Below are 14414 nucleotides of genomic sequence, written 5' to 3'. Positions count from 1 at the left end.
GGACCCGCGGCCGCTGCTCAGCCGACGACGCGCGCGAGGTCGAGCGAGCAGCCGACGAGGGTGGCGGCCGTGCCGTCGTGCTGCGGCTCGTCGAACCAGGTCCCGCGCTCGAACCCGACCTTGTCGAGCACCCGCAGGCTCGCCTCGTTGCGGTGGTCGGGCGCGGCGAAGCAGGTCACCGCGTCGCGGTAGCGCCGGCGAGCGCTGCGCAGCCAGACCCAGAGCATCGTGGTGCCCACGCCCTGGCCGACCAGGTGGGCCTCCCCCACGACGTAGTCGACTCCGACCGAGCCGTCGCCCAGGAGGTGGTCCTGCACGAAGCCGGCACTCCGGCCGTTGACCTCGACGACCCACATCCGGGTCGGCTCGACCCCGTCGATCCGGGGGCCGTAGTGCGCAGCGACCGACTCCTCGGTCGGCTCCTCCGCCGTCACCCACCAGCGCCGGACGTGGTCGGCCCGCCGCCAGCGCAGCACGTCGGGCAGGTCGCCGCGCACCATCGCGCGCAGCGCCACCCGCCGGTCGTGGTCGACCACGAACCGCATCGGCTCGCACGACAGGTCCAGCGGTGTCGGCTCGACGTGGAGGCTCGCCGTCGTCCGGAGCGCCGCGTCCCGCCACGACTCCCCCGGCCGGACCACACCGCTGAGCTCGTGGCCACGGTCGGAGACCGTGAGGTGGACCGCCATGGCCTGCACCCTAGCGGCGCGGACGGCGGGCGACCGGCGCGTCAGCGCTGGCTGATGACGCCCTTGAGGGTGGTCCACCTGCCGAGCGCGGCGAAGACGAAGAAGAGCGCCATGTCCTTGCCGTAGGCGCCCAGCACCTCGCTGTCGGTCAGCGAGGAGGTGACGAACTCGCCCTTGGTCATCCCCGGCGAGACCGTGTCGCCGACGATCTCGTCGTAGGCCGCCGCGGCGTCCCAGCCGACCAGCAGGAAGAAGGTCGCGACGACTCCGAGCACGATCATCGCCACGAGCGGAACCAGACCGCGCCGCGGCGGGGCGCCGGCGAGCATGCCGTAGAGGTAGACCGCTCCCGCGGCGAGCACGAAGCTCGTGATCGAGGCGATGAACCCCAGCTCCCAGACCACCAGGCTGAGCACGGCACCGGCGACGACACCACCCAGGGCACCCAGCAGGCCGCGGCCCACCTTCTCCCGGACCGGGCGGATCCGTCGCCGCCCGAGATGGCCCGTGGAGCCTAGAGATCCCCGAACGGCGCGTCAGGGGAATCGTCGGACTCGCCGAGCTCCTCGCGCACGACCTGCCAGGCCAGCCCGGCGGGATAGCCCTTGCGGGCGAGCAGCCCGACCAGGCGCCGGGTCCGGGTCTGCTCGTCGAAGCGCTCGAGGCTGCGCCGCTTCTTGCGCACCAGGCGGCGAGCGGTCTCGAGCTGCTCCTCGCTGCCGAGCTCGTCGAGGGCCTCGCGGGCGACCTCGTCGTCGACGCCCTTGCGGCGCAGCTCCTGGGCGATCGCCCGCGGCGCGAGGCCCCGGCTGGTGTGGCGCCCCTCCACCCAGCTGCGGGCGAAGGCCGCGTCGTCGACCAGGCCGACCTCCTCGAACCGGTCGAGGAGGCGGGAGGCGATCTCGCCCGGCACGTTCTTGCTGGCCAGCTTGTCGGCCAGCTCCTTGCGGGAGCGGGCACGACCGGTCAGCTGGTCGAGCAGGATCGTCCGGGCGACCGACTCGGGGTCGGCGTCGGGGCCGGCGACCTCCGGATCGACCGGTGGGTCGTCCGGAGGAGCCGCCGCACCCCAGGCCTCGACACCGAGCCCGACGTCACCGCGCCAGGACTCAGTCTCGACACGCGGTCTCGCCCTCGCAGGCTCGGGCGAGCGCTTGCTCGACCTGCCCGCCCCCACGCCCGCCCGACCTCCGGCCGGGCGAGCTGGGCGGTCAGAAGTCATTGATGCCGATCGGCTCGTCGGACAGGTCGTCGGCCGGCTTGTCGACGGCCGGGGTGACGCCCAGCTTCTCGAGGATCAGCTTCTCGATCTCGTTGGCGAGGTCGGGGTTGTCGCGCAGGAAGTTGCGCGAGTTCTCCTTGCCCTGACCGAGCTGGTCGCCCTCGTAGGTGTACCAGGCGCCCGCCTTGCGGATCAGGCCCGCCTCGACGCCGACGTCGATCAGGCCGCCCTCGCGGCTGATCCCCTTGCCGTACATGATGTCGAACTCGGCCTGCTTGAACGGCGGGGCGACCTTGTTCTTCACGACCTTGACCCGGGTGCGGTTGCCGACCATGTCGGTGCCGTCCTTGAGGGTCTCGATCCGTCGCACGTCGAGGCGCACCGAGGAGTAGAACTTCAGCGCCCGGCCACCGGTGGTGGTCTCGGGCGAGCCGAACATGACGCCGATCTTCTCGCGCAGCTGGTTGATGAAGATGGCGGTCGTGTTGGAGCCGTTGAGCGCACCGGTCATCTTGCGCAGCGCCTGGCTCATCAGGCGGGCCTGGAGGCCGACGTGGCTGTCGCCCATCTCGCCCTCGATCTCGGCCCGCGGCACCAGGGCGGCGACCGAGTCGATGACGATGAGCGAGAGCGCGCCGGAGCGCACCAGCATGTCGGCGATCTCGAGCGCCTGCTCACCGCTGTCGGGCTGGCTGACCAGCAGCGCGTCGGTGTCGACGCCCAGCGCCTTGGCGTAGTCGGGGTCGAGCGCGTGCTCGGCGTCGATGAACGCGACGATGCCCCCGGCGCGCTGGGCGCTGGCGACCGCGTGGAGCGCGACCGTCGTCTTGCCGCTGGACTCGGGACCGTAGATCTCCACGACCCGGCCCCGGGGCAGCCCGCCGAGGCCGAGCGCCACGTCGAGCGCGATCGAGCCGGTCGGGATCACCTCCAGCGGAGCCCGCGTCTCGTCGCCCAGTCGCATGACCGAGCCCTTGCCGAACTGCTTCTCGATGTTGGCGAGGGCGACGTCCAGCGCCTTCTCGCGGTCTCCACCAGCCATGTGTGGGGCCTTCCTGTGTCGTGTCGGGTCGGTGCGCCTTCGACGCTAGACGGATCCGCCGACAAGCCGGGGGCGTCCGCGTCGCACCTGTGGAGAACACGCTAGCCGAACAACTGTTCGATCGCGTCGAGCGCCGCCCCGCGTGTCGCGTCAGGTCTCGAGACCGAGCGGCAGCCGCACCAGGAACCGGCACCCCACCGGCGCCCCCGTCGGCACGTTCTCGACGTCCACGACCCCCTGGTGGGCCTCCACGATGCCGCGCACGATGGCCAGCCCGAGACCGGCGCCGCGGAGCTCCCCGGCGGCACCGGGGTCCGGCGTACGCGCCCGCTCCCCCTGCCAGGCGACGTCGAAGACCCGCTCCATGTCGGCCGGGTCGAGGCCGCCGCACCCGTCGGTGACGCTGAGCTCGACCCAGTCGGCGAGGCTGCGCCCGTGGACCTCGACGACGCCGTCGGCGGGGGTGTGGCGGATGGCGTTCATCAGCAGGTTGGCGACCACCCGGGAGAGCCCGGCTGGGTCACCGGCGACCGCCAGCCCCTCCTCGACCGAGCCGCCGAGCCGCACGCTCCGGGACCGGGCCACGGGGTCGGCTCCCGCGATCGCCTCGCTCACCAGGTCGCCGACGACGACCGTCTCGGGCTCGACGCGGAGGACGCCGGCGTGGATCCGGCTCAGCTCGAAGAGGTCGTCGACCATCCGCACCATCCGGTCGACCTCGCGCCTGATCTGGGTGCGGTAGCGCTCCGGGTCGGGCGCCATCCCGTCCTCGAGGGCCTCGGTCATCGCGCGCATCCCGGCGAGCGGGGTGCGCAGGTCGTGCGAGACCCAGGAGATCAGCTCGCGACGGGAGTCCTCCAGCCGCGCCTCGCGGGCGCGCGACTCCTCGAGCCGGCGGCTCGTCGACGCCAGCTCCTCCGAGAGGGCCCGGACCTCCGCCGGGCCGCGCACCCTCGCCGCCACCGGTTCACGGCCGCCGAGGGCACGCGCGTCCTCGTGCAGCGCCGACCACCAGTGCGACACCGCGGCACCGAGCGCCAGGGCCACCCCGACGGACACGACACCGGACACGACCGCGACCAGCGTCACGACGTGCCAGTCGTGGGTCGAGATGAACATCAGCTGCGCCGCGGCCACGACGCCGAGCAGCACCGAGGCGGCCGCCACGACGGCGACCAGCGTCAGCTGCCACCGCACCGACCGGCGCCGCAGCAACCAGGCGAGCCCGAGGCCCACCAGCCCCACGGCCACGGCAGCCGCCGCGGCGACCGCGACGACGGCCCACTGGTCGGCGCTCACGCGACCACCTCCCCTTCCCAGCGGTAGCCCACGCCCCAGACCGTCACCAGCCGCCGCGGCCGGTTGGGGTCGGCCTCCACCTTCTCGCGCAACCGGCGGACGTGGACGGTGACGGTCGACTGGTCACCGAAGGACCACCCCCAGACCTGCTGGAGCAGGTCCTCGCGGGAGAACGCCTGGCCGGGGTGCGCGAGCAGGAACCGGAGCAGATCGAACTCGCGGCCGGTGAGGGCCAGCACCTCGCCGTCGCGCAGTGCCTCGTGCCGCACCGGGTCGACGACCAGGTCGCCGTCGGTGAGCGGCGCCGTCGCGACCGGCTCGGGCTCCGCCGTACGCCGCAGCACGCCGTCGACGCGCAGCGCCAGCTCGCGGGGGCTGAAGGGCTTGGTGACGTAGTCGTCGGCGCCCAGCTCGAGCCCGACCACGCGGTCGGTCTCGGAACCGAGGGCGGTCAGCATGATGACCGGCACCCGACCGCCGTCGGCGCGCAGCCGGCGGCAGACCTCGAGGCCGTCGATGCCGGGCAGCATCAGGTCGAGGACGACGAGGTCGGGTGGGAGCCGGTCGGCCTCGGCCAGCGCCGTCTCACCGTCGGGCGTCTCGACCACCTCGTGACCGCCCGCGCGGAGATAGCTCACGACCACCTCACGGACGGTCGGGTCGTCATCGACCACCAGGACCCGCGCCACGGCGCCTCCTCTCGAGCACCAGCGTGCCGCACGCGACCACCACCACGACGATCGACGCGACCAGCAGCCAGCCCGTCGTGTAGTCGCGGTCGAGCAGGGTCGGGTTCGCCGGCTCGCGGCCGAACAGGACCGGCAGCGAGAGCAGGGTGAGGCTGCCGAGCACGACCGCCACCACGGCGAGGGATGCGCGGACCGTCCCCGGCAGCGCCCGGGCGGCCACCACGCCGGCCACCACGACCACCGGTGCGAGCACCGCGTCGTGGAGCACGACGCCCCCGCCCAGCCAGAGCACCGCGGAGACGAGCTGGTCGGTGTCGGTCCGCGACAGCAGCAGCCACGCGCCGTACAGGCCGACGACGACGCCGACGGCACCAACCACTCCTCGCGTCGCCCTCATGCGGAGATCCTCCCCAGCCACTTGGTCTGCTTCACGCCGGGCCGGTTCGGCGCGATCAGCCGTGCCGGGAAGCCGTGGTCGATGGAGAGCGGCTCGCCGCCCAGCACGAGCGCGACGAGCGTGCGGTCGTCGTCGGCATAGCTCGCCGGCAGCGTCGAGCGCCGGAAGGCGCCCCGCTCCTCCAGCGACTCCACCGACACCGTCGTCCCGCGCGGCACCCCGGCCGCGTCGAGGACGTCGCGCAGCCGGACGCCGCCCCAGCTCGCGCTCTCGCTCCAGCCCTCGACACAGGCGATCGGCAGCGTCTCCGTCCGCTGCGGCATGGAGAGCAGGTCCTCCAGCGTGAACGCGCTCGTGCGGCCGCCGTGGCTGACCTCCAGGGCGTACGCCGCGCTCGTGGCCGCGGCCGCGACGCCGGCCGCCCGTGCGGTCCTGGTCACCGGCAGCCCCTGCGGGCCGTCGCCCGAGCGGACCGACAGCACCGAGACCGACCGCAGCCAGCCGACGCTGTTGCCGGCCGTCGCGAGCAGCGCCACGCCGGCGGCACCCCACGTCGCCCGGACCAGCCCGCGGCGGGTCAGGCCGCCCCCTGCCGGAGGACCGTCGTCGTCGACGTCGCGCGGCAGCGCCTCCCGGACGACGGGGAGCTTCACGGCGACGTGGACCGCGAGCGAGCCGATCGCGATCCACGCCACGGCGTAGTGGGTGGTCCGGAAGGAGAAGTCCCACGGGTACCAGGCGGTGATGTTGACCAGCCCGGTCGCGAGCAGGAACACCGAGGAGGCGACGAGGGCAGCGATGGACGCCCGCTCGGCGAGGTGGACGAGCAGCTCCCGGGACGGACGCGGCGGCCGGAGGAAGAGTCGCGGGAAGACAGTCCAGAGCTTGACCAGCAGCAGCGGCACGGCGGCCGTCCCGCTGAGGACGTGGACGCCCTGGGTCACCCGGTAGCCCCAGGCGGGAGCCGTCGGCACCGGCACGACCGGGTCGGGCAGCTGGGCGTAGTGGCTGAACAGCCCGGTCACGAAGCAGACCCCGAAGCTGATGCCGAGGGCGATGCCGATCCGGCTCGTCACGGCGGGGCTGCGGAGCCGACTGCTGAAGTCGCGGGTCTCGGGGACCCTGAGCGTGGTCACGCCGCCTCCTCGAGGACGGCGTAGAAGCGCTCGCCGGTCGTGTGCGTGGCGCTCACCTGCAGCCCGACCTCGGCGGCGAGGCAGGGGGCGGCGTCCATGCCGACGACCGCCCACTCGAAGGGCCGGCTCCGGACACCGTCGCAGGAGATCACCGCGCGGGTCCGGCTCAGCCCGGTGCCCGGCGCGCCGAGCTCGACCACCACGCGACCACGCGGGTCCAGCAGCTGGCGGACCCGGGACAGCAGGGCGACCGGGTCGCCGCCGATCCCGATGTTGCCGTCGGCCAGGAGCGCCGTGCCCCAGCGCCCCTCGCCGGGGAGCGCGTCGAACACGTTGCGGTGCAGCGCGGCGGCGCCGCGGCGTACGGTCTGGGCGACGGCCTCGGGCACGACGTCGATGCCGAGGGCGACGTGGCCCAGCGCGACCAGTCGCTCCACGAGCCGGCCCGGGCCGCAGCCGATGTCGAGCGTGGGACCGTCGCAGAGCGCCAGGAGGGCGTCGTCGTGGTGGTCGGCGCGCCGGGTCCAGTCGGCGACGGGAAGCAGTCGTGGCACGCCGACCGGGCCGTCGGCACCGAGGTCGAGCACGTGGCAGGGCAGTCCCTGGAGCGCACGGGAGAACACCTCGGTGAAGGGAAGGCCGTCGTGGCGGGTGCTCATCGCGGCACCGCCCGCCACGCCCGGCCGAACTCTCCGGCCGCACACCCACCGACGACGAGGTCGGCGTCCGCGGCCGTGTCGACGTCGGTCAGCGACGGGCCTTCGGCCACCGACGACCCGCCCGCCTCCAGGGCCCGACGGGTGTCCCGGCCCGTCGACTCCGTCGACATGCGTACGCCGCGCAGCGCCGCGGCGGCGGCCGGGTCGCGCAGCGCCAGGACCCACCACCCTCCGTCGGGGGCCGCCCCGAGCACCGCGTCGTGCTCGTCGAGCCCCGCGGCCACCTCGAGCAGCAGGGCCGGGGTGAGCTGCGGGGTGTCCATGCCCACCTGCACGACCGGGCCGGGGCCGGCGTCGACGTGGGCCGCCGCGAGCCGCTCGGCGAACCCGGCGCCGCGCTGGGGCACGACCGTCCAGCCGACCAGTGCGTGTCGCAGGTCGGGCTCGCGGGCGCACCCGGCGAGGTCGTCGGCCAGGGCCAGCACGCACCGGTCGGCCCCCACGGCGTCCGCGCACGCCCGCAGCGTGTCGAGCAGCGCCGCTGCGGCGAGGTCGGCGGCCACCGCGTCCCCCACCGTGGCCGCGAGCCGGGTCTTCGCCCGGCCGGGGTGGGGCGCCTTCGCGACGACGAGCAACCGCACCCGCTCGGCGTACGCCCTCACTGCGCGCGATTGTTCGCTCGGTCGCTCACTCGTGCCTCGCTCGTCTCCGTCGCTCACGAGAGCACCCGCCAGAAGTCGCGGGCCGTCCGCGCCGTGCCGCGCACCGACCCGGACACCTTCGAGCGGGTCCCCTCGGCGCGGGGGTGGTAGCCCACGTCGCGCTCGGTGAACCGCCAGCCGGCGCGGGTCGCGCGGTCGAGCAGCTCGACGGGATAGCCGAAGCGCCGGTCCTCGACGCCGAGGTCGAGCAGCTGCCGGCGGCGTACCACCCGCATCGGCGCGATGTCGTGGACCGGCATCGCGATCCGGCGGCGCAGCCAGGTGACGACGAGACCGTTGCCGAGGCGCGCGTGCCACGGCCAGACGCCGCGGGCGACCGGGCGGCGGCGGCCCACGGCCATGTCCGCCCGCTCGCTGCGCACGTCGTCGAGGAGCGGCAGCAGCTCGGCGGGGTCGAAGGAGCCGTCGCCGTCCATCACCGCCACGTAGGTGGCGGTGGCGGCCTCGACGCCGGCGTGGACGGCCGCGCCGTAGCCCGGCCGTGGCTCGGTGACGACCTTCGCGCCGAGCCGAGCGGCGACGTCGGCGGTGCCGTCGGTCGAGCCGTTGTCGACCACCACGACCCTCAGTCCCTCCGGCACCCGCGGCAGCAAGTCGCGCAACGAGGCCGCCTCGTCGCGGCAGGGCAGGATCAGGTCGCAGTCGAGGTCCACCTCCTCAACGTAGGGGCGGACCGGGCGGGACCGGGGGGTTCGGCCGCTTACGAAGTAGTGACGTCGTGCCGGCAGGTGCGCGGCCCCTGCCCGCCCGGCCGCTACGGTCGCAGCCGTGGACAGTGCCCGGGACGACCGCGCCGCGTGGCTCGGGCTGCTGACGGCCGTCGGGCTGGTCGCACTGGCGATGGTGGTGCCCGCCCTCACCGGCTGGGAGGTGCGTGCCCGGTCCGCGGCAGCGGGCGGGATCTCCGTCCCCCCGCTGCACGGGACCTGGCAGCCCTACGGCGTCGGCCCCGGCACCGTGCCGGCCGTGCTGCTCGCCCTCGCCGGCTGGCGGTGGGCGACCGGTCTCGCCGACCGCCTCCCCTGGCGGCGCCTGCTGCTCGTGTCCTACGCGGTCGCGCTGGCGTGGGCGCTCTCCCTCGCCACCACCGACGGCTGGGCCGGCATCGCGCACGTGACCGCCCACGGCTACGACTACGGCGACACCGCCCGGTCGGTGACCGACGTCGGCACCCTGCTGGAGGGCTGGGTGCCGCGCATCGGCGCCGACCACCCCGACAACTTCGTGACCCACGTGGCCGGCCACCCGCCACTGGCGCTGCTGTTCTTCGTCGCGCTGGTGCGGGTCGGGCTGGGCGACGACCTGGCGATGGGGATCGCGGTGACCGTGGTGGCCGCGACGACCGCGCCGTCCGTCATGGTCGCGCTGCGGCGCCTGGGTGCGGAGGACGCCGCCCGCCGGGCCGCCCCCTTCCTCGTCCTCGCACCGGCCGCGATCTTCATGGCGGTCTCGGGCGACGCGGTGTTCGCCGCGGTCGGGGCGGCTGGGCTCGCGGCCCTCGCCACGGCCGCGACCTCCGCGGGGCCCCGGATGGTCGGCTGGTCGGTCGTCGCAGGCCTGCTGCTCGGGAGCGCCGTGATGATGTCCTACGGCCTGCCGCTGCTGGGCCTCCTGGCGCTCGCCGTGCTGCGGCTGGCCCGGCGCTGGTGGCCGCTCCCGGTGTCCGCCGCCGCGGCGCTGGCGCTCGTGCTCGCCTTCGCGGCCTCCGGGTTCGCGTGGTGGGAGGGCTATGCCGAGCTCACCGACCGCTACTGGCGCGGGCTCGCCTCGCAGCGGCCCGGCGCCTACTGGACGTGGGCCAACCTGGCCGCGCTGGTGCTCGCCGCCGGACCCGTGCTGGGCGCAGGGGTCGGCCGGCTCGCCGCGCTGCGGCGGCGTGCGGACCCCGTCGTCGGCCTGCTCGTGGCGGCAGCCGCCGCCTGCGTGCTGACGGCGACCGCCTCCCAGATGAGCCGCGCCGAGGTGGAACGGATCTGGCTGCCCTTCCTGCCGTGGCTGATGGTCTCGACCGCGCTGCTCCCCGACCGCTGGCGCCGGCCGGCCCTGGGGCTGCAGGTCGGGTGGGCGATCGCCCTGGAGACCCTGCTCTACACGAGCTGGTGACTCAGGCGCGCAGCGGCGCGGTCGCGAACGCGGGCAGCCCCTCCTCGGGCGCGACGGACGCGGTGAAGCCGAGCTCGGCGGTCGCCAGCGCCGGGGACGCGACGACGTGGCGGACGTCGCCGGGACGGTAGTCGCCCGTGGTCTCGGGCTCGAGGGCGCGGCCGCTCCCGCGCGCGACGAGGCGGGCGACGTCGGCGATCGACACCGGCCGGCCGGAGCAGACGTTGTAGGCCGACAGCGCCCCCGTCGGGGCCGCCACCACCGCGTCGATCGCGGCGAGGTTGGCACGGGCGACGTCGTCGACGTGGACGAAGTCGCGCATCTGACCGCCGTCCTCGAAGACCCGCGGCGCCTCGCCACGCTCGAGGGAGGAGCGGAAGATCGCCGCGACGCCGGAGTAGGGCGTGTCGCGGGGCATGCCGGGTCCGTAGACGTTGTGGTAGCGCAGGGCGACGGCGGCGCCGCCTGCCTGGCGGGCCCACGCGGCCGCATAGTGCTCCTGGGCGAGCTTGCTGGCGGCGTAGGCGCTCCGCGGGTCGAGCCGGGCCGACTCCTCGACCAGCCGCCACTCGAGCGCCGACCCACAGACGTCGCAGTGGTTGTCGAAGTCACCGGCGTCGAGCCGAGCGATCTCGCGCGGCCGCACCTCGCGGGTGCCGTGGTCGGGGCAGTCGTAGTGGCCCTCGCCGTAGACGACCATGGAGGAGGCCAGCACGATGCGGTGGACGTCGTGGTCGTGCATCGCGCTCAGCAGCCCGGCCGTGCCGAGGTCGTTGTGGGAGGCATAGAGCGGCAGGTCGGAGACCGTGACCCCGGCCCCGACCAGCGCGGCCTGGTGACACACGACGTCGACCCCACCGACCAGCTCGTGGAGCGCGGCGAGGTCCCGGACGTCGACCTGGTGGGTCCCCGGCGGGGGTGTGGCGCCGCCGTGGGCCTGGGCCAGCATGACGTCGACGCGCACGACCTCGTCACCACGCGCCTCGAGCCGGTCGCCGATGGCGGATCCGATGAACCCGGCGGAGCCGGTCAGCAACACCTTCACGGCAGCGCGTAGGTCAGCTCGACGCCCTGGGCCCAGCCGGAGCACGAGCAGCCGTCGGGGTCGGGCAGCGCGGCGATGGTGTCGGCCAGCATCGTGCGCAGCCGCTCGAGGTTCTGGGCGAAGAGGGCGAAGACCTCCTCCTGCGACACCCCGGCCCCTGCCTCGACGCCGGCGTCGAGGTCGGTGACGAGGGCGATCGGGGTGTAGCACTGGAGCATCTCGCGGGCGAGGACCGCTTCGGGGTGGCCGGTCATGTTGACCAGGCTCCAGCCCTGGGCGGCATAGCTCTGCGACTCGGCGCGCGTGGAGAACCGGGGGCCCTCGACCACGACCATGGCACCGCCGCGGACGACGTCGGGAGCGGACTGCTGGACCGAGTCGCCGAGCCGCTCGCAGTAGGGATCGGCGAACGGCACGTGGCAGGCACCGGTCTCGACGAAGCTCTGGACCCGCGCCTGGGTGCGGTCGACCAACTGGTCCGGCACGACGACGCTGCCGGGGCCGAGCTCGGGCCGCAGCGACCCGACCGCGCAGGGCGCGAGTATCTGGCGGACCCCGAGCGCCCGGAGAGCCCACGCGTTGGCGCGATAGGGGATCCGGTGGGGCGGGAACTCGTGGTGGCCGCCGTGGCGTGGCAGGAACGCCACCCGGCGACCCGCGACGCTGCCGACCGACACCGGTCCGGAGGGCTCGCCGTAGGGCGTGGACACCGTGTGCTGCTCGGCGTCGTCGAGGAAGGAGTAGAAGCCGGAGCCGCCGATCACGGCGACCTCTGCAGTCGCGGTCATGCCTCCACCCTGTCAGGACGGCGGCTGCCGCCCGTCGATGCCGTGACGACCGCGGAGACCACCACTCCCCCGGCGATCAGGCCGGCGAACCCGTTGAGCGCGGCGTAGCCCCAGGCCGCGACGATTGCCCCCGAAGCAGCCCCGCCGAGCGCGGCGGCGAGCCACATGACCATGTCGGCGACGCCCTGGACGTCGGTCCGGGTCTCGACCGGCGACCGGTCGGCGATCGTGGCCGAGGCCGCGACGGTGGCCGCCGACCAGCCGAGTCCCAGGAGGAAGAGGCCGGTCGAGATCTGCCACGACGAGCCCTCCGGCGACCCACCGGACAGAAGCAGCGAGAGCAGCTGGATCCCCGCGCCGAGGAACAGCATCGTGGGGCGTCCCCAGCGGTCGGCGAGCCAGCCCATGACGGGCGAGAAGGCGAACATCCCGAGGACGTGACCCGAGATCACGATGCCGATGACCGAGAGCGCGGCTCCCCCGTGCTCCATGTGGAGCGGGGTCATGATCATGACCGACACCATCACGGCGTGGGCGCTGGCCAGCCCGAGGACCGCGGCCGCGAGGGCCCGGTCGGCACGCAGGACGGCCATCGCGCGCCCCCAGGACGTCCCGGTGGGCGTCTCGTCGGACGCGCCCGCGAGGTCGCGCGCGAGCAGCAGCGGGTCGGGGCGCATCAACAGCCCGATGATCAGCGCCGCCAGCGTCATGCCGATGGCGGCGACCGCGAAGGGGCCGGTGCGCTCGGGGACGCCGAGGGTGCGGGCCAAGGTGGCCGAGACACCCGTGAGGTTCGGCCCGACGACCGCCCCCACCGTCGTCGCCCAGACCACGAGCGACAGCGAGCGGGCCCGGGTCGCCTCCGGGGCGAGGTCCGTCGCGGCGTAGCGGGCGGCGGCGTTGGCGGCCGAGGTGAACCCGAGCAGGCCGGTGCCGAGCAGGAGCAGCGGCATCGACTCCACGACGCCGGCCACGACCGCGAGCACGGCGCCGACGGCACCCGTGAGCAGGCCGGCGACCTGGCCGACCCGCCGGCCGCGACGCGCCATGACGCGGGCGAGCCCGTAGGCCGCCACCGCCGCGCCGAGCACCTGGCTGGTCTGCGCCAGCCCCGCCTGCCCCTCCGACCCGCTGACGTCGCGGGCGAGCAGCGACGCCGTGGCCACACCGATGGTGATGCCGATGGCGCCGATCGACTGGGCGACGACGAGGGTCACGACCGTCCGGCGGTGGACCCGGGCGGGGTCGATCGCCGCGAGGTCGCCGGTCATCGGGCCTGGGGCGGCAGGCCCAGCTGGTGGCAGACGGCGCGCCAGACCTCCTTGGGCGGGACGCCGGCGTCGAGCGCCTCCATCACGGTCCGACTGCCGAGCAGGCCGATGACCTGGTCCTTCGCCCACGTCTCGGCGTAGGCGACGCCGAGGACCTCGTCCATGCGCGTCCAGAACTCCGAGTACCTCACCCGCTCACCTCCCCCCTCGTCATCGGCGCAGCGCCGTCACGTCGAGCCAGACGTCGTCGCGCTGGCCGCCGTGACGCACGAGCGAGCGGACGTCCCACCCCGCCTCGTCGAGCACCGCGCGCAGCGCCGGCGCGCGCCAGAAGGTGAAGTGGCGCGGCCCGGCGACGTGGCCGTGGACCGAGAACCGGGCGCCGTCGCCCTCCTTGACAGCGAGGTGGAGGACGCCGCCGTCCCGCGTCGCCCCGGCCAGCCGTGCGAGCACGGTCGGGAGGTGCTCGCGGCGTACGTGCAGGAGGCTCGCGGAGGCCCACACGCCGTCGTAGGGAGCGTCGCGCTCGGGGTCGGCGAGGTCGTCGACGAGCGGGTCGACCACCCAGGCCTCGTGGCCGGCAGCGCGCAGCAGCCCGACGAAGCCGGGCGTGATGTCCGTGCGTCGCACCGACAGCCCGCGCTGCTCGAGCTGGTCGGCGTCGCGGCCGCCGCCGCTGCCGATCTCGAGCACCCGGGCGCCGTTCTCGAGCAGCCCCGCGAAGCCGTCGTAGGCCGCCTGCAGGTCGTCGGACGGCTCCAGCTGGCCGGTCGCGTAGGCCGCCGCGCTCGCGTCGTAGGACGCCACGGTGATCCCCCGGGTGACGTGGCTGACGTCGTGGGCGTGGTGGACGAGGTCGTGGAGGTGGTAGCGGCCGAGGCTGTCGACGGTGAAGACCGAGCCGTTGCTGCGTCGGCCCGGACGCTGCCACTGGTCGCCCGCCACGGCCTCGTAGGCGGCCGCGACCCGCTCGGCTGCGGCGACCACCTCGTCGGCGACCACGGCCGGGTCCTGGCTGCCGTAGTCGGAGTCGACGGCCGTCTCGTCCTGGTCCCAGTTGGCGAAGGTCGGGTCGTCCTCGGCCAGCATCGCGTCGACGCGGTCGGCGAAGAGCAGGTTGACGTCGCGGACGTGGCAGGCGTACTCGAGCGGCGACCAGACGTGGGCGTCGGGCCTCACGGCGGCATCGTCGGTGGCGAGCACGAACCGCCAGACCGTCGCGTTGTCACGGATCGCCTGGGGCAGCCGCGCCGGGTCGAGGCCGACCGCGTCGAAACCACAGTCGGCGCACGGCCGGTCGAGGACCCAGGTCCAGTCCTTGGTGTCGGGCTCGATGGTCACCGGGCCATCCT

17 protein-coding genes are annotated in these 14414 nt (G+C 74.6%); 1 reads left to right on the top strand and 16 read right to left on the bottom strand.

Going from position 1 to position 14414, the window contains the following annotated elements:
• Window positions 1-17: 17 nt before the first annotated feature.
• The 11 genes from ABD091_RS18630 to ABD091_RS18580 all read right to left on the bottom strand — a co-directional run bounded on the left by ABD091_RS18630 (window position 18) and on the right by ABD091_RS18580 (window position 8508).
• Window positions 18-689 (bottom strand): GNAT family N-acetyltransferase, encoded by a 672-nt coding sequence (locus ABD091_RS18630; RefSeq protein WP_343921435.1) that lies wholly within the window; start codon window positions 687-689, stop codon window positions 18-20.
• Window positions 690-730: 41 nt separating this feature from the next.
• Window positions 731-1153, bottom strand: coding sequence for a hypothetical protein (locus ABD091_RS18625; protein WP_343921433.1), 423 nt, complete (start codon window positions 1151-1153; stop codon window positions 731-733).
• A 50-nt stretch (window positions 1154-1203) separates the two neighbouring features.
• The gene (locus ABD091_RS18620) at window positions 1204-1866 is read right to left on the bottom strand and encodes a regulatory protein RecX (protein ID WP_343921431.1); all 663 of its coding nucleotides are present in this window, start codon (window positions 1864-1866) and stop codon (window positions 1204-1206) included.
• Between the two features lie 34 nt (window positions 1867-1900).
• Entirely contained in the window at window positions 1901-2953 is a 1053-nt protein-coding gene (gene recA, locus ABD091_RS18615; RefSeq protein WP_343921429.1) for a recombinase RecA, read from the bottom strand.
• 150 nt (window positions 2954-3103) lie between these two features.
• Window positions 3104-4252 carry a sensor histidine kinase gene (locus ABD091_RS18610; RefSeq protein ID WP_343921427.1) on the bottom strand — a complete coding sequence of 383 codons (1149 nt, stop codon included), beginning with the start codon at window positions 4250-4252 and terminating at the stop codon, window positions 3104-3106.
• The gene (locus tag ABD091_RS18605) at window positions 4249-4941 is read right to left on the bottom strand and encodes a response regulator transcription factor (RefSeq protein WP_343921425.1); all 693 of its coding nucleotides are present in this window, start codon (window positions 4939-4941) and stop codon (window positions 4249-4251) included. The genes ABD091_RS18610 and ABD091_RS18605 overlap by 4 nt, the downstream gene beginning before the upstream one ends.
• Window positions 4916-5338 carry a hypothetical protein gene (locus ABD091_RS18600; protein ID WP_343921423.1) on the bottom strand — a complete coding sequence of 141 codons (423 nt, stop codon included), beginning with the start codon at window positions 5336-5338 and terminating at the stop codon, window positions 4916-4918. The genes ABD091_RS18605 and ABD091_RS18600 overlap by 26 nt, the downstream gene beginning before the upstream one ends.
• Window positions 5335-6474 carry a molybdopterin-dependent oxidoreductase gene (locus ABD091_RS18595; RefSeq protein ID WP_343921421.1) on the bottom strand — a complete coding sequence of 380 codons (1140 nt, stop codon included), beginning with the start codon at window positions 6472-6474 and terminating at the stop codon, window positions 5335-5337. Before ABD091_RS18595 ends, ABD091_RS18600 begins: the two co-directional genes overlap by 4 nt.
• The gene (locus tag ABD091_RS18590) at window positions 6471-7133 is read right to left on the bottom strand and encodes a methyltransferase domain-containing protein (RefSeq protein WP_343921419.1); all 663 of its coding nucleotides are present in this window, start codon (window positions 7131-7133) and stop codon (window positions 6471-6473) included. Before ABD091_RS18590 ends, ABD091_RS18595 begins: the two co-directional genes overlap by 4 nt.
• A complete protein-coding gene (locus ABD091_RS18585) occupies window positions 7130-7795 on the bottom strand; it encodes a TIGR04282 family arsenosugar biosynthesis glycosyltransferase (RefSeq protein ID WP_343921417.1) in 666 nt (221 codons plus the stop codon). The genes ABD091_RS18590 and ABD091_RS18585 overlap by 4 nt, the downstream gene beginning before the upstream one ends.
• Window positions 7796-7848: 53 nt before the next feature.
• The gene (locus tag ABD091_RS18580) at window positions 7849-8508 is read right to left on the bottom strand and encodes a glycosyltransferase family 2 protein (protein ID WP_343921415.1); all 660 of its coding nucleotides are present in this window, start codon (window positions 8506-8508) and stop codon (window positions 7849-7851) included.
• 115 nt (window positions 8509-8623) lie between these two features.
• Between ABD091_RS18580 and ABD091_RS18575 the strand changes: the two genes are divergently transcribed.
• Window positions 8624-9958 (top strand): hypothetical protein, encoded by a 1335-nt coding sequence (locus tag ABD091_RS18575; RefSeq protein WP_343921413.1) that lies wholly within the window; start codon window positions 8624-8626, stop codon window positions 9956-9958.
• 1 nt (window position 9959) lies between these two features.
• Here the strand turns inward: ABD091_RS18575 and ABD091_RS18570 are convergent, their stop codons facing one another.
• The 5 genes from ABD091_RS18570 to ABD091_RS18550 are packed head-to-tail and all read right to left on the bottom strand — an operon-like array spanning window position 9960 to window position 14403.
• The gene (locus tag ABD091_RS18570) at window positions 9960-11003 is read right to left on the bottom strand and encodes an NAD-dependent epimerase/dehydratase family protein (protein WP_343921411.1); all 1044 of its coding nucleotides are present in this window, start codon (window positions 11001-11003) and stop codon (window positions 9960-9962) included.
• Window positions 11000-11791, bottom strand: coding sequence for an S-methyl-5'-thioadenosine phosphorylase (locus tag ABD091_RS18565; RefSeq protein ID WP_343921409.1), 792 nt, complete (start codon window positions 11789-11791; stop codon window positions 11000-11002). Before ABD091_RS18565 ends, ABD091_RS18570 begins: the two co-directional genes overlap by 4 nt.
• The gene (locus ABD091_RS18560; RefSeq protein WP_343921407.1) at window positions 11788-13062 is read right to left on the bottom strand and encodes an MFS transporter; all 1275 of its coding nucleotides are present in this window, start codon (window positions 13060-13062) and stop codon (window positions 11788-11790) included. Before ABD091_RS18560 ends, ABD091_RS18565 begins: the two co-directional genes overlap by 4 nt.
• Window positions 13059-13253 (bottom strand): DUF3046 domain-containing protein, encoded by a 195-nt coding sequence (locus tag ABD091_RS18555; protein ID WP_343921405.1) that lies wholly within the window; start codon window positions 13251-13253, stop codon window positions 13059-13061. Before ABD091_RS18555 ends, ABD091_RS18560 begins: the two co-directional genes overlap by 4 nt.
• 19 nt (window positions 13254-13272) lie before the next feature.
• Entirely contained in the window at window positions 13273-14403 is a 1131-nt protein-coding gene (locus ABD091_RS18550) for a class I SAM-dependent methyltransferase (RefSeq protein WP_343921403.1), read from the bottom strand.
• Between the last annotated feature and the right edge of the window lie 11 nt (window positions 14404-14414).

This window comes from Nocardioides aestuarii (assembly GCF_039527245.1).
Lineage (GTDB): Bacteria > Actinomycetota > Actinomycetes > Propionibacteriales > Nocardioidaceae > Nocardioides > Nocardioides aestuarii.
The sequence above is the reverse complement of the archived record's forward strand: the minus strand, read 5'-3'. Positions and strand labels throughout refer to the sequence as shown.

Excerpts from the sequence above, each read along its gene's own strand:
- ABD091_RS18630 (WP_343921435.1), bottom strand. The coding sequence starts at position 689 with ATGGCGGTCCACCTCACGGTCTCCGACCGTGGCCACGAGCTCAGCGGT.
- recA (WP_343921429.1), bottom strand. The coding sequence starts at position 2,953 with ATGGCTGGTGGAGACCGCGAGAAGGCGCTGGACGTCGCCCTCGCCAAC.
- ABD091_RS18600 (WP_343921423.1), bottom strand. The coding sequence starts at position 5,338 with ATGAGGGCGACGCGAGGAGTGGTTGGTGCCGTCGGCGTCGTCGTCGGC.
- ABD091_RS18590 (WP_343921419.1), bottom strand. The coding sequence starts at position 7,133 with ATGAGCACCCGCCACGACGGCCTTCCCTTCACCGAGGTGTTCTCCCGT.
- ABD091_RS18565 (WP_343921409.1), bottom strand. The coding sequence starts at position 11,791 with ATGACCGCGACTGCAGAGGTCGCCGTGATCGGCGGCTCCGGCTTCTAC.
- ABD091_RS18560 (WP_343921407.1), bottom strand. The coding sequence starts at position 13,062 with ATGACCGGCGACCTCGCGGCGATCGACCCCGCCCGGGTCCACCGCCGG.